This is a genomic window from Acidicapsa ligni (assembly GCF_025685655.1).
Lineage (GTDB): Bacteria > Acidobacteriota > Terriglobia > Terriglobales > Acidobacteriaceae > Acidicapsa > Acidicapsa ligni.
This window is the reverse complement of sequence record NZ_JAGSYG010000002.1, coordinates 939,039-962,277: the sequence shown is the minus strand read 5'-3', so window position 1 is coordinate 962,277 and position 23,239 is coordinate 939,039. Positions and strand designations below refer to the sequence as shown.

At 56.1% G+C, this 23,239-nt stretch carries 20 protein-coding genes; 8 read left to right on the top strand and 12 right to left on the bottom strand.

Annotated elements, in window-relative coordinates; genetic code table 11:
- Nucleotides 1–32 precede the first annotated feature (32 nt).
- The 3 genes from atpB to OHL19_RS10340 are packed head-to-tail and all read right to left on the bottom strand — an operon-like array spanning nt 33 to nt 1,594.
- On the bottom strand, nt 33–767 hold the full coding sequence (gene atpB / locus OHL19_RS10350) for a F0F1 ATP synthase subunit A (protein WP_263357585.1): 735 nt from the start codon (nt 765–767) through the stop codon (nt 33–35).
- 37 nt (nt 768–804) lie between these two features.
- Nucleotides 805–1,239: a hypothetical protein gene (locus tag OHL19_RS10345; protein ID WP_263357584.1), complete on the bottom strand. Its 435-nt coding sequence runs from the start codon at nt 1,237–1,239 to the stop codon at nt 805–807.
- A gap of 28 nt (nt 1,240–1,267) precedes the next feature.
- Nucleotides 1,268–1,594: an AtpZ/AtpI family protein gene (locus tag OHL19_RS10340; protein WP_263357583.1), complete on the bottom strand. Its 327-nt coding sequence runs from the start codon at nt 1,592–1,594 to the stop codon at nt 1,268–1,270.
- An 88-nt stretch (nt 1,595–1,682) separates the two neighbouring features.
- Between OHL19_RS10340 and OHL19_RS10335 the strand changes: the two genes are divergently transcribed.
- Together OHL19_RS10335 and OHL19_RS10330 are read left to right on the top strand one after the other, a co-directional pair.
- The gene (locus tag OHL19_RS10335; protein ID WP_263357582.1) at nt 1,683–3,380 is read left to right on the top strand and encodes a lysine--tRNA ligase; all 1,698 of its coding nucleotides are present in this window, start codon (nt 1,683–1,685) and stop codon (nt 3,378–3,380) included.
- Nucleotides 3,377–4,174: a TIGR00282 family metallophosphoesterase gene (locus tag OHL19_RS10330; RefSeq protein ID WP_263357581.1), complete on the top strand. Its 798-nt coding sequence runs from the start codon at nt 3,377–3,379 to the stop codon at nt 4,172–4,174. The genes OHL19_RS10335 and OHL19_RS10330 overlap by 4 nt, the downstream gene beginning before the upstream one ends.
- 114 nt (nt 4,175–4,288) lie before the next feature.
- Here OHL19_RS10330 and OHL19_RS10325 read toward each other — a convergent pair whose 3' ends face one another.
- From OHL19_RS10325 to OHL19_RS10305, 5 genes are all read right to left on the bottom strand, one after another.
- Complete coding sequence (locus OHL19_RS10325; RefSeq protein ID WP_263357580.1) at nt 4,289–4,468, bottom strand: Rcat domain-containing protein; 180 nt, start codon at nt 4,466–4,468, stop codon at nt 4,289–4,291.
- 214 nt (nt 4,469–4,682) lie between these two features.
- Nucleotides 4,683–6,131: a hypothetical protein gene (locus tag OHL19_RS10320; protein ID WP_263357579.1), complete on the bottom strand. Its 1,449-nt coding sequence runs from the start codon at nt 6,129–6,131 to the stop codon at nt 4,683–4,685.
- A gap of 145 nt (nt 6,132–6,276) precedes the next feature.
- Nucleotides 6,277–7,329, bottom strand: a complete 1,053-nt coding sequence (locus tag OHL19_RS10315; protein ID WP_263357578.1) for a CPBP family intramembrane glutamic endopeptidase — start codon at nt 7,327–7,329, stop codon at nt 6,277–6,279.
- 43 nt (nt 7,330–7,372) lie between these two features.
- A complete protein-coding gene (locus OHL19_RS10310; protein ID WP_263357577.1) occupies nt 7,373–8,227 on the bottom strand; it encodes an acetyl-CoA carboxylase carboxyltransferase subunit alpha in 855 nt (284 codons plus the stop codon).
- Between the two features lie 66 nt (nt 8,228–8,293).
- Entirely contained in the window at nt 8,294–9,328 is a 1,035-nt protein-coding gene (locus tag OHL19_RS10305; protein WP_263357576.1) for an aldo/keto reductase family protein, read from the bottom strand.
- Between the two features lie 91 nt (nt 9,329–9,419).
- On the opposite strand from OHL19_RS10305, the gene OHL19_RS10300 reads away from it, so the two are divergent.
- Together OHL19_RS10300 and OHL19_RS10295 are read left to right on the top strand one after the other, a co-directional pair.
- On the top strand, nt 9,420–9,731 hold the full coding sequence (locus tag OHL19_RS10300) for a hypothetical protein (protein WP_263357575.1): 312 nt from the start codon (nt 9,420–9,422) through the stop codon (nt 9,729–9,731).
- Nucleotides 9,725–10,177, top strand: coding sequence for a TA system VapC family ribonuclease toxin (locus OHL19_RS10295; RefSeq protein WP_263357574.1), 453 nt, complete (start codon nt 9,725–9,727; stop codon nt 10,175–10,177). Before OHL19_RS10300 ends, OHL19_RS10295 begins: the two co-directional genes overlap by 7 nt.
- A 26-nt stretch (nt 10,178–10,203) precedes the next feature.
- Here the strand turns inward: OHL19_RS10295 and dnaE are convergent, their stop codons facing one another.
- The gene (dnaE, locus tag OHL19_RS10290) at nt 10,204–13,725 is read right to left on the bottom strand and encodes a DNA polymerase III subunit alpha (RefSeq protein WP_263357573.1); all 3,522 of its coding nucleotides are present in this window, start codon (nt 13,723–13,725) and stop codon (nt 10,204–10,206) included.
- A gap of 915 nt (nt 13,726–14,640) precedes the next feature.
- The gene (locus OHL19_RS10285; RefSeq protein ID WP_263357572.1) at nt 14,641–16,707 is read right to left on the bottom strand and encodes a tRNA nucleotidyltransferase/poly(A) polymerase family protein; all 2,067 of its coding nucleotides are present in this window, start codon (nt 16,705–16,707) and stop codon (nt 14,641–14,643) included.
- A 208-nt stretch (nt 16,708–16,915) separates the two neighbouring features.
- Here OHL19_RS10285 and OHL19_RS10280 point away from each other — a divergent pair, with 208 nt between their 5' ends.
- The 4 genes from OHL19_RS10280 to OHL19_RS10265 all read left to right on the top strand — a co-directional run bounded on the left by OHL19_RS10280 (nt 16,916) and on the right by OHL19_RS10265 (nt 21,145).
- Nucleotides 16,916–17,461 carry a DUF6982 domain-containing protein gene (locus tag OHL19_RS10280; protein WP_263357571.1) on the top strand — a complete coding sequence of 182 codons (546 nt, stop codon included), beginning with the start codon at nt 16,916–16,918 and terminating at the stop codon, nt 17,459–17,461.
- Nucleotides 17,462–17,595: 134 nt separating this feature from the next.
- Nucleotides 17,596–18,660: a UDP-3-O-(3-hydroxymyristoyl)glucosamine N-acyltransferase gene (gene lpxD / locus OHL19_RS10275; protein WP_263357570.1), complete on the top strand. Its 1,065-nt coding sequence runs from the start codon at nt 17,596–17,598 to the stop codon at nt 18,658–18,660.
- The gene (locus tag OHL19_RS10270) at nt 18,657–19,037 is read left to right on the top strand and encodes a hypothetical protein (protein ID WP_263357569.1); all 381 of its coding nucleotides are present in this window, start codon (nt 18,657–18,659) and stop codon (nt 19,035–19,037) included. The genes lpxD and OHL19_RS10270 overlap by 4 nt, the downstream gene beginning before the upstream one ends.
- 218 nt (nt 19,038–19,255) lie before the next feature.
- Nucleotides 19,256–21,145, top strand: a complete 1,890-nt coding sequence (locus OHL19_RS10265) for a sensor domain-containing diguanylate cyclase (protein ID WP_263357568.1) — start codon at nt 19,256–19,258, stop codon at nt 21,143–21,145.
- Between the two features lie 96 nt (nt 21,146–21,241).
- Here the strand turns inward: OHL19_RS10265 and OHL19_RS10260 are convergent, their stop codons facing one another.
- Complete coding sequence (locus tag OHL19_RS10260) at nt 21,242–22,213, bottom strand: hypothetical protein (RefSeq protein ID WP_263357567.1); 972 nt, start codon at nt 22,211–22,213, stop codon at nt 21,242–21,244.
- 89 nt (nt 22,214–22,302) lie between these two features.
- Complete coding sequence (ftcD, locus tag OHL19_RS10255; protein ID WP_263357566.1) at nt 22,303–23,235, bottom strand: glutamate formimidoyltransferase; 933 nt, start codon at nt 23,233–23,235, stop codon at nt 22,303–22,305.
- Between the last annotated feature and the right edge of the window lie 4 nt (nt 23,236–23,239).

Sequence of the window (23,239 nt, the reverse complement as noted above, 5' to 3'; positions counted from 1 at the left end):
GCGGAATTCTGTTCGCCCTGTCGGGCAGATTTCTAGTGTTCGTGCGAGACGGCCTGGGAAAGATAAATCATCGCCAGCAGCATGAACACGAACGCCTGGATAATCGAAACCATGGTGTGCAGCCCCAGGAAGATCACCGGGATGCCGAGCGGAACAAGCGAGAAGAAGACCAGCGTTACCAGATCGCTGGCAAACATGTTCGCGTAAAGACGGATGGTCAGCGACATGACGCGTGCGCAATGCGAAATGATCTCGATGGGGAAAAGCAGCGGGGCAATCCACCAGATCGGTCCGGCAAAGTGGCCGAGATAGCCTTTGATTCCCTGCTCGCGGAAGCCGTGGTAGTTGTAAAAGACAAACGTGGCGATGGCCAGGCCGAGCGGAACTATCGGGAAACTGGTTGGCGTATCGACGCCGGGGATGAGGCCGAGCAGGTTGCAGAACAGCACGAACAGAAAGATGACCGTGACAAAGCTCTGAAACCGCTCGTAGCCGTGGCCGATAATCTGGTCTGCCTGACCGCCGACGAATTCGTGGATGATTTCCGCGAACTGCTGTACGGGTGCTGGCTTTTCAACGCTGAGCGTCATACGGACGATCAGGAAAAATCCGATCAGAATCGCAGCGACCAGCAACTCCAGCGCATACGCATCGCTGATGGGCGCTGTGGGGTGGTTGGGATGCACTCCAATGGCGTTAAGCGCCGACGAGATTGGACCGCCGAAGATCTGGTTCAGTAGTCGGGTAAGTGCAAGCGATTCAGGCATCTGTCTCTGGTCTTCCTATTCAAAAGGTGTTTCGGTTCTAACTGCGCAGGAGGCGCAGAGCCTCCCAAACGAGTCCAGCCACAGCCAGACCTAATCCGCAGACCAATACAATCGGCGAACCCTGGAAACACTTCAGGCTACCATAAATTGCGCCGGCAAAGAATACCAACCTCAACAGAAAGAGGCTGATAACCAGGGTTGCGCCGCGCGGAGCCTTTTGCTGGTCGAGCCGTGCGTTGAACAGGCGGATCAAGCGCATCCACTCGTAAATGCTGGCGGCGGAAATGGCCGCACCGACGGCGAAGAGTGCGGCATTCTGCCAGCTCATCGCAAACCACAGGATGAGCGCGATAATCACGCCGAGGATGGCGGTCACGCGCACCGCGCGAACCATCATTGCGGCGAGATCTGCGTCCGTCATTTCGACGATCGGATGGACGGGCGGGGTAGGAATGGATGGGTTCTCGGTCATTTCTCTTCTTCGTTCTTTTGCTCTTCGTTTATTGCTCTTCGCTCTTTTGTTCCTGGCTCTTTTGCTTCGGGCTCTTTTGCCCGCGCCGAGGATGGTCGCCTGCGGCCATTGCCAGCCGAATCACGCTTACCATCCCCGAAATCATGCCAAAAACCAGGCCTGCAATCCCGACCCAATGGGTATGGAGGCGGCTGTCGATCCACCAGCCGATGCCCCAGCCGATCAGGGTGGCGCATGGCAGCAGAATCGCTATTTGGATCAGCTTTTCCGCCTGCACCAGGCTTTGCAGGCCGCTTGGCTCGGATCCGGAGCCAGCTCGCGTCTTATCTTCCGGCATTGGGCTATGGAATGGCATCCCTCCCGGTTATACACGCCGGGAGGCTCAGAGCGCGACCAGTATACTGAGAGTCGAAGAAAAGCTTGAGAACAACCGAGGAATTATCGTGTTTGAGTCAGAATTCGAGCGCAGTCTATTCGCGCTAAGGCAAGAGAAGCTGCAAGCCATCACCGCACTCGGCAAGTCCACCTACCCGAATCACTATGCCGCCAGCCACACTATTTCCGCGGTACGTGCAGAATGGGGCAATACCTCTACCGAGGCCCTGAACGATGCTCCCGAGGGTGAGCGCCCGGTCGTTTCCATCGCGGGCCGCATCATGGCCATTCGCGCTCAGGGCAAGGCTGGCTTTGCAACCTTGCAGCAGAATGGGGAACGGCTCCAGATCTATGTTCGGCTGGATGCGGTTGGCGAAGAAGGATTTGCGCTTTACAAGCTGCTCGACCTTGGCGATCACATTGGCGTCAGTGGCTATCTCTTCCGCACACGGACCGGCGAACTGACTGTTCACGTCGAGACACTGACCTTTCTTGCCAAAGCCATGCTGGCTATGCCGGAGAAGTTCCACGGCCTCTCCGATGTCGAGCTGCGCTACCGCCAGCGCTATGTCGATCTCTTCAGCAATCTCGACTCACGCGAAGTTTTCGTCAAGCGCTCGAAGATTCTCAAGGCTGTGCGCAAATTTTTCGATGAGCGCGACTATCTCGAAGTCGAAACTCCAATGATGCAGCCTATCGCCGGAGGCGCAGCAGCGCGGCCATTCCGCACTCACCACAACGCTCTGGATGTCGATCTCTTTCTGCGCATTGCCCCGGAGCTGTACCTGAAGCGGCTGGTAGTCGGCGGCCTTGACCGCGTCTACGAAATCAATCGCAACTTCCGCAACGAAGGCGTCAGCACGCAGCACAATCCTGAGTTCACCATGCTGGAGTTTTATCAGGCGTATGCGAATTATCACGACCTGATGACGTTGACTGAAGAGTTGATCACCTTCGTCGCGATGGAAGTCAACGGCACAACTGTCGTTGAATTCAACGGCCACACCATCGACCTCGCGAAGTGGCAGCGGCTGACGATGGCCGAAGCTATTATTAGGTTTTGGGATGAATTCGCAAAGGAAAGACCATTATTCGTTTCGGTCAAGCCAACTATTTCAGATATTCAAGAAAGAGACGCCACGCTCGTTTGGATTGAGAGAACTCTAAACGCAATTGATATTCAACGGCAGCTCATGGAAAAGGAAAGAGCTGAATCCGATATTAACCCTATCGGAATTTCTTCACGTGCTTTCCATTCGAAATTTTTCATCTCTTCCTTCGCAACGTTGCTGGAACGATTCCGAGACCACATCAATGATGGCAAGCCTACCGGCAAGGACGTTTACGAGTTATTCGAGATAGCTTCCGAACCGTTCATCTTCCAGCCCACAATCATCTATGACTACCCAACTGAAGTCTCGCCACTCTCGAAAGCCAAGCCCGACGACCCGGCGCATGTAGAGCGCTTCGAGTTCTTCATTGGCGGCTTTGAGGTTGGCAACGCGTTCAGCGAGTTGAACGATCCGGTCGAGCAAGAGAAGCGTTTCCGCGCCCAACTCGACCAGCGAGCTGCAGGCGATGACGAAGCGCACCAGATGGACGAAGATTATGTGCGCGCGCTTGCCTATGGCCTGCCTCCAACCGGCGGTGAAGGCATCGGCATCGACCGCTTGACGATGCTGCTGACCGGTTCGCGTTCGATTCGCGACGTCATCCTCTTTCCACTGATGCGGCCTGAACAGCAGAGCGAAAAAGAGGCCGAATGAAAATTCTATTTGTAGGCGATGTATTCGGTAGCGCTGGACGCAAGATCGTTCGCGAACACCTTGGCCATGTGCGCGAAAGCCACAAGGTCGACCTCACGGTCATCAACGGCGAAAACGCTGCCGGCGGCTTTGGCATCACGCCGGGCCTGGCCGAAGAACTCTTCGACCTGGGCGCCGATGTGATCACCACAGGCAACCATGTCTGGGACAAGCGAGAGCTTATCGAGTACATGAAGTCTGTCCCGGCGGACAGCCATGAACGGCCGCGCCGCGTACTGCGGCCAGCCAATCTGCAGCACGGCTTGCCGGGCTATGGCGTTTACGAAGGCCGACTGGCTGACGGCCAGACTTATGCGGTCATCAACCTGATGGGCCGCGTCTTCATGAACGGGACCAACGATCCGTTTCACGCGGCGGGCCGCATTCTTGAGACGGTTAAAGCCAAGGTAATTCTGCTCGACTTTCATGCCGAGGCTACCAGCGAAAAAGTAGCGATGGGCTGGCATCTGGATGGCCGCGTGACCGCTGTCCTTGGTACGCACACGCACATTCCTACCGCCGATGAACGGGTGCTGCCGGGTGGCACTGCGTATCAAACGGACGTGGGCATGAGTGGACCGTATGACAGCGTGATCGGCGTCGAAAAGGAGCTGGTGCTGAATCGCTTCCTCACCGGAATGTCGGGCAAATTCGAGGCGGCTACGGCTAATCCCAAGATGTGCGCGGCGCTTATCAGTTGCGATCCGCTTACGGGCAAAGCTCATCGCATTCAGCGGATCATGCTCGGGGAATAGGCTCCTGCTTTCTCCAACGACAGAAGCCGAGCCCTTCAAAAACAAGGACATTTTATCCATGAGAAAAGCCCGGCATCTGCCAGGCTTTTCTTTGATGCAAACATCGAGTAAAGCTTAGAGCTTCTCGTAGAACTCGCAAGCTGAGCAGGAGATATACACTCCGCCGGGGATTCCCCGCTCACGATCTTTGACGCGCTTTACGATGCGGGTCGGTTTGCTGCACTTGGGACAGTCGGTTGACTTCGACGTGTCCATCGCTTTCTTACGGTCACCTGTTTTAGCAATCTTGGCCATGGATCCTGATTTCTCTCCTGTGAAGTTGTCTCTGCACACACGCCGATACATCACGCGGCTTCAACGTCGCGGCCAAAGTCCACTCTCCGGAAAGATACCCAGAGTCACGTCAAGTTCAATTCAAGGGGAATTGCACTGGCGGGATTAGCACTTCAGAGAGGAACAGAGACTCGCTCTATCGAGTTTACACCAGCATTGAGAATCGTGGAAAAACTCACGGCCTCGCCGGCAGCGCATTCTGCAGGAATGGCTCCGCATTCGGCGGGGCGGGCGATGGGGTGGAAGGCTCAGGAGTTGCGTCCGGACTGGCTGTATCTGGTTTGCCTGTGTCCGGTTTAGCTGCATCTGGTTTAACTGCATCTGCCGGGGACGGAGTCGCGGATTGTGCCTGATCTGGTTTGCCTTGGTCTGGCTTGCTTTGGTCTGGCTTGGCTGGGTCTGGTCTGGCCTGATCTACACGCGCCGGATCATGCGTGGTGTCCTTCGGGAACATCACTGGCTTCATCGGGCCTTCCCTGCCCACGCTATTCGCATTCTTCGGATCGTCTTCAGGCAGCTTTTCGCCCGGTTTCCGCAAACTCGGCGGAGCGAGCGGCGCCTGCGTATCCGGATTGCGATGCGCATCTCCTAACGACACGGTGCGCTGATCGGGAACGGCTGTCTCCGCCAGGACCGGACGGCCATCCGTCATCATCTGGCCCTGCACTTCATCCTTGGTAAAGATTTCCAGAGGTTGCCCGAGCCTTGCTACTTCTACGCGAATCACACGGTTTCCATTGACGCGCACGAAGTTCACATCTTGCGGCGGATGGCCGTAGATCCATTCTTCAAATGGCATTTGCCCTTCGATTTCGCGCGACTTGCTCTCTGGCTGCCCGAGCGCATACAGAACCATCTGCGTACTCATCCCCACCATCACGTGATGATTCAAGATGGCTTCTTTGAGCTTTGGCGGGAGTGTATCGGTGTACGCCTTCTCGGGCGACTTCACTTCAAAGGAGATCAGCGGCGCCAACAGCGCCATGACCTGCGCCGGAGTCACATCCGGCATGCGCCCGTTAAAGCTCAAGGTGATTCGCGAACCCGTCGGCTCCTGCTCCTCATCCTGAACGACGGGGTGCGTCATATTCGGGTCCATTCCAATCTGAATATGGCGCAGAAACGCATGTTTGTGGTCGGGACCGCCGTTGATTTCAAACACCATCTTGTCGCGATCGATGCTGATATTCGACAGCACCACGCGGTCGCCGGGCTTCACGGACACGCCCTGCTCTCCAACGAGAGTCAGATAACCTTCGCCAGCCGGGGAAAGCTTGCCATTGGCAACCAGTGTCAGGCCCTTTTTGCCTCGTGGCAGAGGCCGCATTGCGAATCCCTGTTCGGCGGTGAGGAGACGCAGGATTTCCTGATGCCCACGGGCGTCGATTTCCTGCTGGGGCAGATCGACGTGGGTCGGTTCAATTTGTGCGTAGCGGCGGTCGATTGGGGATTGAGATTTGGTGGAAACCGTAAGCACCTGGCTCCATGCGGATTGCCCGCATGAGGATGCGATCATGCAGACGGCCACGCAGATCAACCCCATATATGCATGGGGCCGGATAAGGGTACGGATAAGAGTCCGAGTAAAAATCCGCGTAAGAGGAATAGCCAGACATCGTGCCATACCGGCCCTCCAGCACAAGCTCGAAGCAGGTGAAACGCGCTCCGCAGTACGAAGCATGGCTCAGAGCTTGCGCCAAAGGTTAGCGCTGTTCAAGAGAAATATGCAAGGAGAATAGCGATTGTTTTCGATCCTGCCAAAAGGGGAATCAGCTTCCCGGCGTATTCGATCGGGGATTGAACGGATTGGCGGGCCTGTCCAAGTCGGACGCAACCGGCAGCGGTGGCGGGGTTGCAGGGAGAATCTGCACCAGAGGCTTGACTTCCGGCACTTCAGGACGGGTGGCCGTCTCATGCTGGCGCTTGGCGGCAGCGTCCAGATCGACGGGCATTCCAGCCGGTTTGAGCACAGGCGCGTTATAGATGAAACTCAGATCGCTGGTCGCCCTGTATACAAAAAACAGCGCCAGCAGCAGCACGACAAAAGCCAGCCATGTGCCTTCCAGGCCAAAATCTCCGCCGGTCAGCGCGAGCGGTCCCATGGGATATCCCTGCACGACGGAAGAGTGATTGCCGATACCGTTCACCGGCAAACCGAAAAGCAGCGCGCGCGAAGCGACCCATCCGAAGCTCAATCCCCAGGGAAGCCAAAGCGCTCGCGTCCTCAGATAGGCCATTGCCAGCAGCAGTCCCAGGACTATATTCACGGCCATACTGGCGTGGCTTGCGTTGGGCAGCCAGGCCAGCAAAATGCCATAGAGAACGGACATCAGCAGCACTGCCGGGAGTTCTCCAATAGCATCAATCGCGCGCTGGAATGGATAACCGCGAAATGCAATCTCAATGGCCAGTGTAGCCAGCGCAAAAAAAGCCGCATCGGCGATAAGCCATCGGAAGGAAACCAGCGTGAAAGAAAAGTGCAGCGCGATTCCGCCGAAGAAGACCATGGGCAGCACGCAGAGCACGGCAATCGCCCATCCAATCGCCAGCCCCATACCCGCTTCACCCAGCCACCCGGAACGACGCGGCAAACCCTGCAGACTGATGGGATGCAGTTGACGGTCTAGAGAAAAACCTATGCCCGCATAGCCCAGCAACAACAAAAACGCGAACATGGCCTGCTCGGCCAACGGAAGCCAATCCTCAGAAACCAGCCCCTGCGCGCCATGATGCGCCAGTATTCTCGCCAGAAAGAAGTAGATCGCTGCCAGCACAACTCTGCTTGCGGCTTTAAACGGATTTGAAGTTTGCGGCGCGGTCACCAGGCAACTCCAGTTCCTACAAAGAAAACGGCAGGGGACATGGTTACCCCTCCGTGTAGAACTGGGCGATGTTGCGGAACTTGGTCTTTCGCTCTGCGAGGCGCTGCTCTGTCGAAAGCGCGTTCAGTTGCTCCAGGTGATAAAGCAGGCAGGAGTCGAGCAACGCAGCAGCGGCTTCATGATCGTCATGTGCGCCGATAGGCGGTTCGGGAACGATGTCATCCACGCAGCCCAGCTCTTTTACTTCCTGCGCGGTGATGCGCATCGCCTCGGCGGCACGCTCTTTATGGGCGGCATCGCGCCACATGATAGCTGCGCAGGCCTCGGGAGTGATCACAAAATAAAGCGCGTTTTCGAGAATCAGCACCCGGTCGGTGACTGCCAGTGCCAGAGCGCCGCCTGAGCCGCCCTCACCGGAGATGATGGCAATCGTCGGCACTTTGAGCTTGGCCATCTCCAGCAAATTGCGGGCGATCGCTTCTGCCTGACCGCGCTCCTCCGCACCTAGACCTGGAAACGCGCCGGGCAGATCGATAAATGTGATGACCGGACGATTGAATTTTTCGGCAATCTTCATCGCACGCAACGCCTTGCGGTAGCCCTCGGGATTGGGCATGCCAAAGTTGCGCCTTACGCGCTCCTTGGTGGTGCCACCCTTGCGGTTGCCGATGACCAGAACCTCCTGGCCGTGAAAGCGCGCCATGCCACAGGCGATTGCTTCGTCGTCGCCGTAGGCACGATCACCGTGTATCTCGCTGAAATCGGTAAAAAGCCGTTCGATGAAGTCCATAGGATAGGGGCGCTTGGGATGGCGCGCACGCTCAACCTTGATCCACGCCGGCGATATAGCCTGCGCCTGATTTGCACTGCCAGAAGTACCTTGGGACGTATCGCTCATGTAGGGTAACAAATACCTGCGGGTTTAAACGCCAACCCGATCCTTAACGATTCTACGGTTTGCAGCTCAATGCGACAAATAGCGGCCAAGCCACCGCTTCCAGGCGGGCTTGGGTGGAACAGGATGGAAGAGCACCACGGGGTTAAGAATCGCGTCAATCCGCCCCAGCGCCTCCGTCGATAATGGGATGCCGCTGCCGGCTGCATTGGCTGCCAGTTGCTCGGGCCGGGAGGCTCCCACGATGGCCGATGACACCTCCGGACGGCGCAATACCCACGCCAAAGCCATTTGAGTCATGGTGAGGCCCAGATCGGCGGCGATTGGGTTCAGTTGTTCAACCGCAGCCAGTAAAAAATCACTGCGAAAGCGACGGCCCAGCGTTTCCATGGTGAAGTTGGTGTCGGGGCTGGCGGCGCGGCTGCCTTCCGGCGGGGGCTGCCCCGGCTTGTACTTGCCGGTGAGAACTCCCTGGGCCAGCGGCGAGAAGACGATATTGCCGATCCCATGTTCGCGGCAGGCGGGGAAGACCTGCGCCTCAGGCTTGCGCACCAGCATGGAGTATTGAGGCTGGCTCGAAGACATCGGCGTCCAGCCATGCGCTTTGGTTGAATCGGCAGCGGCAAGGATCTTTTCAACCGGCCATTCGCTGAGACCAATCGACCTTACTTTGCCGGACTTCACAGCGCGGTCGAGAGCTTCGAGCGTTTCATCGAGCGGCGTCTCTTTGTCGTAACGATGGCACTGGTAGAGGTCGATGTAATCCACACCCAGCCGGGCGAGAGACCGGTCAAGCTGCTTGACAATTTGCGGCGCGGAAAGCCCTTTATCCGGCTCGGGAGGCACGGGGTTGAAGACCTTGGTTGCAATCAGGTATTGATCGCGGCTTCGGCCGGAGCTGCGCAGGGCCTCGCCCAAGACTCTCTCTGCCTCACCCGCAGCATACATATTGGCTGTGTCAAAGAGAGTGATGCCAAGATCGAGCGCAGCGTGCACACAGCGGACGGCTGCCTCGCGCTCAACCGCCTGGCCGAAGGTAAGCCAGGTGCCGAGGCTGATCTCCGAGACGGTGAGCGGACCATTGCCGAGACGGCGATATTGCACAGACCCTCCAATAAAGATGCGCAATTACCAAAAGAGCATCACTTTTTCTATTCTTGCATTCCTGATTCACAAAGAGCATCATAAAACTGATATGAGCACAGTAACTCAAACCGGACCACTCACCAGGAGCAAGAAGCGCATTGCTCAAGGCGGTCGCAAGAAGGATAAAGTTCATCGCACCACGGTTACACTCTCCGCGGACGCAGCCCAGATCGTCGAGCGATTCAAAACCGCGACTGGAACCTCCACCAGCCACGCCATCGAAGAGTTGATTCTGCGCAGTGAGCCGCAAAAATCCCACCTGGTTGAAAAAGATGGCCTGCTCCTGTTGGATGTGAAAATTAAAGACGGCAAGCTCACAACGGAGCGCGTAAAACAGCTTCTTGAAGAATGCCCGTGGTAGGCACTTCGTCTTCAAAAATTTATCTACTCGATGTCAATGTGCTGCTGGCGATTGTGCTTCCTCAGCATATCGCACACTCCATCGTTTACCCCTGGTTTATGGAAATGGGAAGACGCGGCTTCAGCACCTGCGCCATGACTCAAAGCGGTTTCGTGCGCCTGCTCTCCAACCCAGCTACTTATGTGGAGAAGGTAACGCACGAAGATGCGATCCAATCTTTACAGCGGCTCACGTCTTTTAAGAATCACTTCTTCTGGCCGATGGATGTGGATTACTCAAAAGCAACAGCCCCTCTGCATTCGCGCATCTTTGGACACAAGCAAACAACCGATGCTTATCTGCTCGGATTGGCGATACATCACAGGGGAAAGCTGGCCACTCTCGACAAAGCGATCTGTCATCTCGCCGGATCTGAGTTTGCCAGCCATGTAGAGTACATTCAATAGCCAATAGCAATGACCTCTTGCCTGCCCTATCCAAGCACCTGCACAGCGCCACGCCCCAGCAGTTCTTCTACCGAATCTACCCATGTACGGTCAGCGGCTACTTTCATGCCCTCGGGTTCGAGAACCACGGCAAACTGGCCTTTCTTTTCGAGGTGCATCATCACCTTTCCAGGGCCTGGCGCTGCATCGATTCGTTCTTTCAGAGATGCAAACAAATCATCGCTTGCAATATCCAGATTGAGCCTCAGGCGAACACCCGATGGCAGCTTAACCTGCACGGCATCGAGCGCCTGCAGGCCGCTGATGGCCAGCTTGGGAGCAGACTCTTCTTCGCCGATCAGGGTGCCGCGCAACAACACTGCGGCTTCAGTTTTGAGCTGATCCGCAAGCCGCTCGTAGTCCTTGGCAAAGCAGATCACTTCGATCTTGCCGTAGGAGTCTTCAATGTGCCCCTGCGCATACATCTTGTCATTGCGCTTGCTCTTCGCGGCCCGCATTCCAACCAGCACTCCGGCGATTGAAATTTCATCGGAAGGATCGCGCTGCTGTCCCCAGCGAGGCGCTGCCGGAGGCTTCATCTCAAGCGCAGCGGCAGTCGAAACAACATTGTTCAGGTTGCGAATCTTCTCCGCGTACTTGTCCAGCGGATGACCGGAGACAAAGAAGCCGAGAACCTCTTTTTCTGCTGCCAATCGCTGATTTTCTTCCCAGTCGGGCACACGAGGCAGATCGTTGCTGTCGCGCCCTGGTGCCGCTACTTCGTTGAACAAACCGAAGAGTCCATGCTGACCCTGCGCCGCATCTTTCTGGGCCTTCTGCGCACGCTCCATCGCCTTATCGACTGCGGCTGTCAGTTGCGCACGTCCGCCCATCGAATCGAAGGCGCCGGCCTTGATGAGCGATTCAAGTACACGCTTGTTCAGCAGACGAAGATCAACCTTCTCGCAGAAATCCCAGAAGGTTGTGAAGGCGCTTCCCTTCTCTTCAAGCTCACGCCGAGCAACGAGAATCGACTCGATCGCGTTGCCTCCGACATTCTTGATCGCCGTCAATCCAAAGCGAATTGCATCGCCGCTCGGCGTGAAGTGCGCGCCGGACAAGCGCACATCCGGCGGCTCAACAGCGATCCCCATCTCCTTGCATTCCTGAATGTACTTGACGACATTTTCCGGCTTCGAAATTTCCGACGTCAACAGGGCCGCCATGAACTCCACCGGATAATGAGTCTTCAAATACGCGGTCTGATACGCAAGCAACGCATACGCGGCCGAATGCGACTTGTTGAAGCCGTATCCAGCGAACTTCTCCATCTGGTCGAAGATTTCGCCTGCACGGTCCTTCGGCAATCCAAGGCTGCCTGCGCCTTCCATGAATCGGGCGCGCTGCTTGGCCATTTCATTGGGATCTTTCTTACCCATCGCGCGGCGGAGCAGATCCGCTTCGCCGAGGGAATAACTCGCCAACACGTTGGCGATCTGCATCACCTGCTCCTGGTAAACGATCACGCCCAGCGTCTCTTTCAGGAGTGGCTCAAGTTGCGGCAGAGTGTACTCAACCTTGCGGCGTCCCCACTTGCGCTCAATGAAGTCATCGATCATGCCGCCCTGGATCGGGCCGGGGCGATAGAGCGCGTTCAGAGCGGTCAGATCTTCAATCGACTCCGGCTTGTAGCGACGCAGAACATCGCGCATACCGCCCGATTCAAACTGAAAGACACCCGACGTAAGCGCCTTGTGATAGACCTTTTCGTACGTCTCCTTGTCGTCCAGTGGAATCGTCTCAATATCCAGCTCCACATTGCGATTCAACTGGATTAACTTGAGCGCATCGCTGATGACAGTGAGCGTCGTGAGCCCGAGGAAGTCCATCTTCAGCAGGCCCATCTTTTCAACCGCCTTCATGTCGTAAGCGGTCACAATTTCGTCGTTCTTCGTCTTGACGATCGGCACCAGCTCGGTCAACGGACGTGGAGCAATCACCACGCCGGCTGCGTGAACACCCGAGCCGCGCACCAATCCTTCAAGCTTCTTCGCGGTATCGATCAACTCGCGAATCTGAGCATCGGAGTTGTAAACCTTGCTCAACTCCGGCTGCTCTTCAAGTGCCTTGTCGATGGTGATGCCAATCGTTGCCGGGATCAGCTTCGCAATACGATCTACATCGCCATAGGGCATGTCCATTGCGCGACCACAATCCTTGATCGCGGCCTTGGCAGCCATCGTGTTGAAGGTGATGATCTGTGCGACCTGCTCGCGCCCATACTTGCGCGTAACGTACTCGATCACTTCGCTGCGGCGGTTCATGCAAAAGTCAACGTCGATATCCGGCATCGACACGCGCTCCGGATTCAAGAAGCGTTCGAAGAGCAGTACGTTCTGGATCGGATCGACATTGGTGATCTCCATGACGTAGGCCACCAACGAACCTGCCGCCGAACCACGCCCTGGTCCAACCGGGATACCCTGCTCACGCGCGTAACGAATGAAGTCCCAGACAATAAGAAAGTAGCCGACATACTTCATCTGCGTGATGATGTCGATCTCGCGCTGCAGGCGAGCCTCATACTCATGACGAGGATGCCGCAGAAGTCCACGCGACTCCAGATGACGGATTGCAGTATCGAGTCTCTTCTTGAAGCCCTCGCGGCAGATGTGCTCAAAGTAGCTATCGATCGTGTGTCCGTCCGGAACAGCAAACTCCGGAAACGGATTGTCGACCTTGTTGAGCTTCAGGTTGCAGCGCTCTGCAATCTCCTGTGTGCGCTGCATGATGTCGTAACGATCAGGGAAGAGCCGCAGCATCTCGTCCGCGCTCTTGACATAGAACTGGTCGCCGTCGAAGCGGAAGCGATCCTTGTCCTGTACCTTCGAACCGGTCTGCACGCAGAGCATCGTGTCATGTGCGGTGTGATCGTCCTCGCACAAATAATGCGAATCGTTTGTCGCTACCAGCGGAATATCAAGCTCTCGCTCCAGCTTGAAAAAGTCAGCGTGGATGCGCTTCTCCATCTCAAGACCCTGATCCTGGATCTCAAGGTAAAAATTGCCGCGGCCGAAGATGTCCTGATACTGCAAGGCCGTTGCACGGGCAGCTTCGTAATCACTCTTCAACAGGTTCTCAGACAGCTCGCCCGAAAGGCATCCGGAGAGTCCAATCAACCCGCTTGCGTGGCTCGCCAGGTACTGCTTGCTGATGCGCGGCTTCTTATAGAAGCCATGTACAGAGGCCTCGGAGGTAATCCGGATGAGGTTGCGATAGCCTTCTTCATTCTGTGCCAGCACCAGCAGATGGTTGTACTTGTCTCCGCTTGGATCGGCGCGATGATCTTCTTTTTTGCAGACATACAACTCGCAACCAAGAATAGGCTTGATGCCCTTCTTCTTTGCTGCATCAAAGAAATGAACGGCCCCATAAATGTTGCCGTGATCCGTCATGGCAACTGATTTTTGGCCGATGGAAGAGACACGCTCCACCAGTTTGTCCACGTCGCAAGCGCCGTCGAGAAGAGAGTAGTCCGTATGCAGGTGGAGATGAGTGAATTCGGCCATGGTCAATTTCAATTTTAGGCGCTTTGGGAAGCTCAGAAATCAGCCGAGTTTTATGGCTGAGGAAAACAAGGACTAAACTCCCAAAAACTTTAGTCACGGAGATGAATCTCGTATGCTTTTCGAATTCTGCGCTATCGCTGCACGGGAGTATTACAATTGCTTTAAATTGTGTATCAGCACGAGGATACACCGGTTCTCCTATCAGGATTTCGATGGCGAGCGAAGTAACCCTTGTGTGAAAATAAGACGTCTAAAAGATTTATTGAGAAGTGGCATTGTTTTACTTAAGGCCTTGAAAGTATGGCCTCTCCAGTTGCCTGCGGGAATTCAATACGGAAGGTAGAAACCGATGAATCCTGATTGTCCAAAATGCGCGTCCAGCTCCACCAGGCGCCGAGCCAGAAATAGAACGTTCGCTGACCGATTTATGTATTTCCTGGGGAGATTTCCCTGGGAGTGTGTCGATTGCCATGGACGCTTTTATGACAAACGACGTCGTTCCTATTCAAGAAGAAATGTCGCAGGCGAAGTTTACACGGGAACCAAACGGATACACTCCGTCAGGCCGGGCGCTGAAGAGATTTCGTCGGAGTGATTTTGATTGCAATTACTCCGACTTCGCAGACACTCATTTGCTATGAAGCAGATTCATAGTTTGATCTTTGTGACTTGATCAGAACAGCTCTATCGGAACGGTTCGACCGGAACAGCTCAATTTATAACGGTTCGCTCTCTTGCGATTCGGTTCCTTGCTTTGAACTTCGTGTGCTTTAAATTTTGTAGATAAACAACCATGCTCATGCTAAGCCACACTCGTTCGGATGACGAGTTACTCTGGCATAAATACAAGCCGCAAACATGCCTCGGATTCAGGAAATCTTATTTCCTGACCGCAGCATGACAGCCCTGCAATCGTTACCGTTTCTTGCCAGTCTTGGATACAGCGACAGCCTTTTTCGCCGGAACTGCCTTTGCGACTACCTTTACCGCAGCTTTTACAGGAGCCTTGCTCGCCGGTTTAGCCGCAACCTTCGCGACAGGCTTGGCAGGTGCCGGCTTCGCCGCAGACTTCGCTACGACTTTAACCGGCGCCTTCACAGGAGCCTTCGCTACCACCTTCACGGCAGCCTTTGTTTTAGATGCGGCAGAAGACGACTTGATCGGAGTCGCCTTCTGTCCCTTCGAGGTTACTTTCTTTGCCGTTGTCAGATCCTCGGTCAGAATCGACGGATCAGCCTCGTCTAAATCGGCTGGATCATCCGGTTCAACCAGGTCGTACTCCTCCGCAAGCTCGCGCAATCCGGCTCCGGACGCGGAATTGCGATCCGCAGTCGATTCCGATCTGGACGCGGCCTTGGATGTTCCGCGGCCCTTGCGGCCTCTCGGTGCTGCCGGAGGGGTGGGCTCGTCATCTGGATCGACGTCTGTATCCGCATCCCGATCTCCGTCGGAATCGAGATCGTCATCCCCGACCGAATCGCGAGCGAAGACATCGTCCTCATCGCCGTCCGCCGCAGGAGCAATCCGCGCATCATCGGCTCCGATGGAGAAATCGAGATCCTCGCCGTCGAGATCGAGACCATCTTCCTCGTCCTCGTCGTCGCCCAGATCGTCGGAGTCTTCATCATCCTCATCCGAATGACGCGCCTTCTTGGCCTCTGCACCCTTCTTGGCGCGAGTCCGCTTGATCGTGACCGGCGGAGGCGGCGCGGGCGGTGAATGCGGCTCCAGCAGCGCACGAATCTCCTCGTTGGTGGTCAAACCGCCATCGATCAATTGCAGGAAGATGGTCTTCACCAGGTCGTTGTAGCCAGGTAGCTCGGGCGTGATTCTCATTTCGAGCATCAAGGCGTAAGGAACGCGCTGACGAGCCTGCGGCCAGACCTTCAGGAAATTCTCGTACTTTTCCTTGACGGCTGCCTGCTTGCTGGTAAACCCAAGCCATAGAACAGCTTCCGCCGCATAGCTCGTGAAAAGATTGTAGGTCGCAGAGGGTGTCGCATTCTCTTTCGAGAGCAGTACCTTGGCGAAATCTGCTGCCTGCGCGTCGAGATGATTCCACTCCTCGACAAAGCCCGGTCGCAGCATCTGCTTCTTGAGCTGGGCCAGATCCTTCGCAGCCAGCTTGGCCGTCAGCAACTGCATCTGCGCCGCAGATACATCCGGGTGCACACCCTGCACCTGTAGCTCGATCGAAAGATCGTGCAACGCCGTCAGCTTGTCCACATCGGCCTTGGCCGCAGTCCACGCTGCGAAGAGGTGCTGCATCCAGCCCTCGGCCTCCAACGCATGCAGAACCTTCAGCGGCTCTTCTTCATGGCCGATCTGCTCCAGTTCGCGACTGCGCTCATGCTCGGAGAGATGCTCGATGACATCTTCACCCTTGGCATTTTCGTAGCGTGTGTGGGTTCTTTCTTCCAGTTCAAAAGCCAGTCGGGCCTTGAGCCGGGTTGCACGAATCAACTGCACCGGATTCTCAAGGAAACCGTAGTTGGAGACCAATCGCAGATGGCGTGCCTCGATATCGGCGACTCCATTGGTTGGGTCCATCAACAAGCCGTAAGATCCCTCATTCAGAGAAATTGCCATCGCATTTACGGTAAAGTCGCGCGCGCGCAGATCTTCCTGGATGCTTGTCCACTCATACACAGGTTTGCCCGACTTTGGAAAATCAGCGCGACGCGCGCTCCCCAGATCCAGACGAACGTTGCCGGGGAAGCACAGATACAGAGTGCGCGAAACTTCATCGACACCCCAGACTTTGCCTCCCGCTTTTTCGACTGCGGACTTCAGTTCAAGCACGTTTCCGTGCACAGTTACTTCAAGGTCGCGTACAGGATTCCCACAAGTGAGATCGCGCACGGCGCCCCCGGTGAGAAAGACTGTTTTCTGCGCTTCGCGCGCCAAATCCCGTACCGTCCGTAAGGCATTTTGCTGGGGGGCGGACAGCCGGTTCTCCAACAAATAAATATAGTCAGGCATGCTTCGTTCACTACTCCCGCGGGTTATTCCCCGCCTTGGTGTCTCTCAAGTATCTGATGCAACAACGCTTAGAAAGCGTCATTAGCATGCGTGCAACCACAGTACGTTATCACACCGTAACCAGCTTGGCTACAGCTTTAGAACTGAATTCACTCATTCGCCAGCGGCTCGTGCGACAATCCACCCTGTGAGCCAGGCCCGTAAACCGGTGATAGTACGCAAGTTTACGCAGGATTGGGCCGCCGGTTATGCCGCGGCCAATCCTGCGGACAGCCCGGTTTTAGAACTTCTCGACAGCTCGGGAAAACTGGCCGTCCTTGACTGGGAGGCCGTGAAGTGGGTCTGCTACGTCCGCGATCCGCTTCCTGGCGAGTCGGCTGCAGGCGAATCCTCTTCGGGAGAATCGGCTCAACCGGAACGGCTGCTGCGCAGGCGATTCACCAGCAGGCCGCGCATGACCGGACGCATGACGGGGCTATGGGTGCGCCTCACGCTGCGAGACGCAGATGTCCTGGAGGGCATCGTCGCCAATGACCGATCACTCATCGAGGGCGTTGGGATATTGCTCACCCCGCCCGATACCCGCACCAACACTCAGCGGGTCTTTGTTCCACGAAGCTCGATTCGAGAACTGATCGTCCTCTCGGTTATTGGAGCGGCCTCTGCCCCGCACTCCGGCGCAGGCCCCGGCCAGGATTTGCAGCCGACTCTCTTTCCAACAGAACGCGTTCCGGAACGAGTTCTGTTGGAATGAACGGCCTTGAATACCTGTGTCCGCCTGCATCCGTCTAAGCCAGTACGCCTAAGCCAGTCCGTTTGAGCCCGTCCGCCTGACGTCAGGCTTGAGTCAGTCTGAGTCAGACTGATATTCCAATTACAATCTCAACAATGAGACTGGCAGAACTGGCAGATCGTCTGAATGCAACCCTGCACGGTGACGGCACTATAGAGGTCACGGGCGTACGCGGCATTGAAGAGGCTGGCCCAACCGAGATCACCTTCGTTGCCAACCCAAAATACGCAGGCCTGGTTCACAAGACAAAGGCTGCGGCGGTTCTTGTATCTCCGGATTTCCCGGAAATCTCAACCCCTACGCTTCGCCTCGCCAATCCATATCATGCCTTCGCACAGGCGCTGGGCATCTTTTACCAGCCGCCTGCCTACGCGCCCGGCATACATCCCACCGCGGTCATCGACCCTACCGCCAGGATCGGGGCCAATTCTCATATCGGAGCTTATGTTGTCATCGGACCAGGCGTGCAACTGGGCGATAACGCAACCGTGCTGCCCCACGTGGTGCTCTATCCCGGCGTCGTAGCGGGAGATCACTTCTACGCCCATGCTCACGCTGTCGTGCGCGAAGGGTGTATTCTCGGCGACCATGTCACGCTCGAAAATGGAGCGATCGTCGGATCGGACGGCTTTGGATTCGCTAAAGACAACCAGGGCAACTGGCAGAAAATTCCCCAGTCGGGCCCGGTGCTGGTCGGTCACCATGTGGACATCCAGGCCAATGCCTGCATCGATCGAGCCACTGTTGGAGCGACCGAAATTGCCGATGGAGCCAAGATAGACAACCTCGTCCAGATCGGGCACGGCTCCAAGGTGGGCAAGAACACACTGGTCTGCGCGCAGGCTGGTCTTGCCGGTTCCTCTGTCGTTGGCGCCAACGCGATCCTTGCCGGGCAGACTGGCGTAGCTGGTCACTGCACTCTTGGCGACGAAGTAATCTTGACAGCGCAGTCCGGCGTATCGCACGATGTGCCATCCGGAAAAATGCTCTCGGGCTCGCCTGCATTTGAGAATCGGAGCTGGTTACGGGCTGTCGCAGTCTTTCAACGCCTGCCCGAAATCTTCCGTCGTATTCATCAGCTGGAAAAGGCTGCCCAGGTGATCGCCGGTACAGATGCATCTTCTGACAGTAGTGCTCATGCGAAAGAAGGCCGTAATTGAAGTACTTTGCTTTTAAAAGCTGGCGTATGACGGCTACCTTTCTGGCGCTGATAATCATGCTGCCTCTCAGTGGCTGCAAAAGCTACTGGATCGCTGCGCACATCGTGAATCAAACGGGCGAAACCATCCGCGAATTGGAAGTCGATTATCCCACCGCCAGCTTTGGTACAAACTCACTGGTTCCGGGAGCAACCATGGACTATCGTTTCAAAATTCGCGGAAGCGGACCAATCAAAGTGGGCTACATCACGCCCGATGGAAAGACATCGCATGCCGAGGGATTGGAGTTGGTAGAGGAGCAACAGGGCGAACTCACCATTCTCCTGCTTTCCCATGGCAAAGTTGAGTTTCAACCCAGTTTTAAGCCTGCATCATGAAGTAGAAGATCGAACAAACGAACAAAGAATTGAACGAATAACGATCGCCAGCTCCAATTGATTTTGCCTTTCTTTCCGGGGTATCAGGTTCAGAAGCAGCCTGCAGTAGTTGTTGCCAGAGATATCGGGATTATCGTTGGCGATGATTCATGTGAGCTCACGTTGTTGAAGCATTGATTTTCCCGTCGATACATAAGTAGCCCGAAGTGGAGGAACTCTTGCATACCAGTGCAGCAGGAAAGCGATGGCAGCACAGGTATAACTACCCGCTGCGGCTGACTGGCATGTTCCTGGGCGTAACCGCCTCGATTATTTCCATCAACTCGATGGAGAGATACTCCGACGGATTGAACATCATCTGGCTGGCAAACGGCCTGGTCCTTGCGTTTCTACTGCTCGCTCCACGGTGGCGCTGGCTCGGCTATGGGCTCGCCGGCTTTGCAGGCATGGTCGTAGGCAGCTTCCTCATCGGCGAAAAGCTCGGGATGAACCTGCTGTTCAATAGCCTGAACATGTTTGAAGTCCTGATCGGGGCCTTTCTGCTAAAGCGAAAGTCCACGGTCAGACCCATCTTCACCGATGGCCGATATCTTCTTCGATTTGTCGGATTTGCATGTGTCCTGGCTCCCGCAGTCCCGGCAATCATTTACGGCATTTTCAAAAGTTTTACCTATCATGACGACTTTCTCAGCGTCGTTCAGGGATGGCTGGTCGGAGATGGACTCGGCATCGCGGTTGTTACGCCTACCTTTGTCGCCATCCTGCAAAACAGGATGCGCAACTGGCGTCTGCTGCGCAGGCAATGGATTTACCCGACGATGACGCTGGTCTGCACCCTGCTTATCTTCAATCAGAGCCAGCTTCCGCTCATGTTTCTCGTCTTTCCCTTTCTTGTTCTTGTCCTGATGCAACTGGATCTCGGATGGGCCGCGCTTTGCACGCTGCTGATTGCCATCATCGGCGGATGGGACACCGTCCACGGCCGCGGCCCAATGGCGCTTGCCACGCAGATGAGCATTGAGTGGAAGGCTGCTATCCTCCAGTTATTCCTGGCATCGACGATGCTTACGCTCTATTCCATTTCAGTGGTTTTTGGCAGTCTGCGGAGAACTCAGAACGACCTTCGACAAATTGCAGCTCTGCATAAACTGGTGGTCGACAATTCACGCGACGCCATCGTGCTTGGAGACCTGGACGGACGACGAACGTATGTATCCCCGGGCATCAAGACTCTCTCCGGCTGGGAGCCGCATGAGCTTGTTGGCCGCCTGTTCCGCGAGGTCATTCATCCTGCCGATGTTGCCGACGTGGAGACGGCCATGAGGGCGCTGCGGGCCGGTGCCGAGGGTGGAACGCTGGAATACCGGGCAAGAAAAAGGGACGGCGAATATATCTGGGTGGAAGGCAGCCTGCGCGTTTACCGCGACCCCGGAACCGGCCGGCCGATTGGCTACTTGAATATCGTCCGCGATATCACGGAACGAAAACGCTCGGAGGAGCATCTGCAATCCGCCTATCGCGCCATGGAAACTCTCGTCGTCATCGACGCCCTGACCGGCATCGCAAACCGGCGGCGCTTTGACGATGCCCTGGCCGCCGAATGGAGACGCACATCCCGCGACGGCAACAAACTTTCCCTGCTGCTGATCGATGCGGACCACTTCAAGCGCTATAACGACACTTACGGCCATGTCCGCGGAGATAGCTGCCTCAAGCAGATTGCAGAGGCTGCTCTGGACATCGTTCTCCGCCCCGGCGATCTGGTTGCGCGATACGGTGGCGAAGAGTTTGCCGTGATCCTGCCCGGCACAGACGAGTTAGGTTCAAGAGCAGTGGCCGAAGATATTTGCCAGTCTATTCGCAATCGCCGCCTGCCCCATGAAGGCAACGCACCGGGAATCGTGACTGTCTCCATCGGCTGTGCCACAATCACGCCTCAGCGCGGCAAATCGGCACAGGACCTGATCGAGGCTGCGGATCAGGCGCTTTACCGGGCCAAGGCAAGGGGCCGCAACCGAGTCATCGTGGCCAGTACGTTATCCCGTCCCGACTTCCCGTCCAGCCTGCTCGAAGTACCGAAGATACGCCGCAAGGGCGATCCTGTTTAGCCTCTGAATATTAGCTATGCAAATAAGAACTCCGCCCGGATTGAAGCATGGGCGGAGTCATTCATTACACCTGTTACCTGTTTACCGGACCATCTTTTACCGGACCATGCTCTGGAACATCGGCGACTTCATGAGCGAGCCAAACTGCGAATCCGAAGCAGCGAAATGCACATCCAGGCGCCCTGAGTTCGACCGGATAACCGTGTCGTCCAGCGCAGCCTTATCGCTGTCCGAGCCGCTCATCTTCTTATAGAGCACCGCTGCATTCAGCAGGGAAGAAACAGTAGCGGCAGCGAAGTTATCTCCGGTAACCACCGAGAGATCGAACTTCACGCCATGCTGGAAGTCCATTGCGTACCAGCTCGCCACCATGCGCTTTTTTACCGTGTCGAAGTCGGCCATCGAACCAGCATCGCCCAGCACCTGCTTCATCATGGTCTGAGTTCCCTTCTGGTCTAGAACGCTCCACAGAGGCGCGGCATCTACAGAACGCATTGAATCCATTACCGTCTGATTCGTCAGCAGGCTTGGCGCCAGGCCATCACGCACGTCGAGCGCAGTGCGAACTGCCGAGAGGCCGCCGAAAACCATCGTGGACTCGTCGAGGAACGCCACGCTCATGCCCGTGGTGCCCAACGGATAAATCCGATTGCCGCGTACCAGGGTTGACTTGACTTTCTTCTTTCTGAAGTTGGCCACCACGTCCTGCACTGGGAACTGCCCCTGCGCAAAGCCGATTGTCCGAACGTCTTCCCCGCTCGCACCCTCGCGGTAAAGAATGAATGCCAACTGATCTACGTCGTTGTTGTCATCCAGACCGGACTTGCGCAGACCGTCTTCCAGCGTCTTCAACTCAGGAGGCATTACCTGCCCACGCAACTCCATCGCAGCCGATGAATTCTGCATGATGCGATAGTCGATGACCACCATCTGCTGAACATCATGTGGAATCGCCGCGCGAGCATCGGACGATAATTGTGCGGCTGAGGCGGAAACGGAAGATCCCGCGATTACCACCGCCAGGAAAAGTGCAGACAGTGAACAAGTTGTTAACAAATGCTTCTTCAAGATATTCCTCCTGGATCGGAAAGCGTATTTCCGGTTCGCGCCGGGCAAAAAAGGCGCATCGTGCATGACTTTGTCAGCACAAAATTTGGTTACTGGTCTTCCGGCCAAGCCAATGGAGCATCCAACCTGCGCTCCAAAACCTTGGTTTCCGGATCGAACCCATCTAACAGACGCATCCACTCGCTATCCTGCTCATATGCAATTTGAGGCAGCAAACCGATGATTTCAGCTTCTACCGGATCGGCCTTGTGCTTTGCGGCCAACCGGCAGACCTGCGCGTACACCTTGGAGACGGGCGTGGTCTTCAAATCCGTCACATTCATCGTCAACTGAGCCCGGCCGTGAGCCAGGACTCCCAATGCTTTGACTCCGTGCAAGCCTCCGGAGGAAGCACGAAGCTCCTTCGCGATTGCCCGCACCAGGGATACGTCAGTGGAGTCGAAGTAGATGTTGTAGGCTACCAGAAATTTGCGCGCTCCCACGGCACACGCCCCGGCAGTCGCGTGCAGCGCTGGTCCGCCAATGTCAGGGCGTCGCGATGTCTCTCGCCGCGCAATCTCACGCAACTTTTCGAACTGCCCCCGTCGCACATCCTCAAGATTAGCCCGGTCAGGACGCGCCGCAGCGGCCTCATAAAAATACACCGGAATGCCAAAACGCCGCCAGATCTCCGCACCCGCCTGTCGTGCCAGCAGCGCGCATTGGTCGAGCGAAACCTTGGAGACCGGCACAAATGGGATCACGTCCGCTGCCCCAATGCGCGGGTGGACACCCGTCTGACGGGTCAGATCAATCAGCTCTGAGGCCTTACCCACCCCCCGGATGGCCGACTCCAGAACCAGGGCCGGAGCGCCTGCGATGGTCACCACGGAACGGTTATGGTCGGAATCCATCGACCAATCGAGCAGCCGCACGCCCTCCACCCGCATGGCGGAGACGATAGCCCGAACACAGGCTTCGTCCACGCCTTCGGAGAAGTTCGGCACGCAGGCTACGATCGGCCCGTGAATTCCCTCAGACATTTAT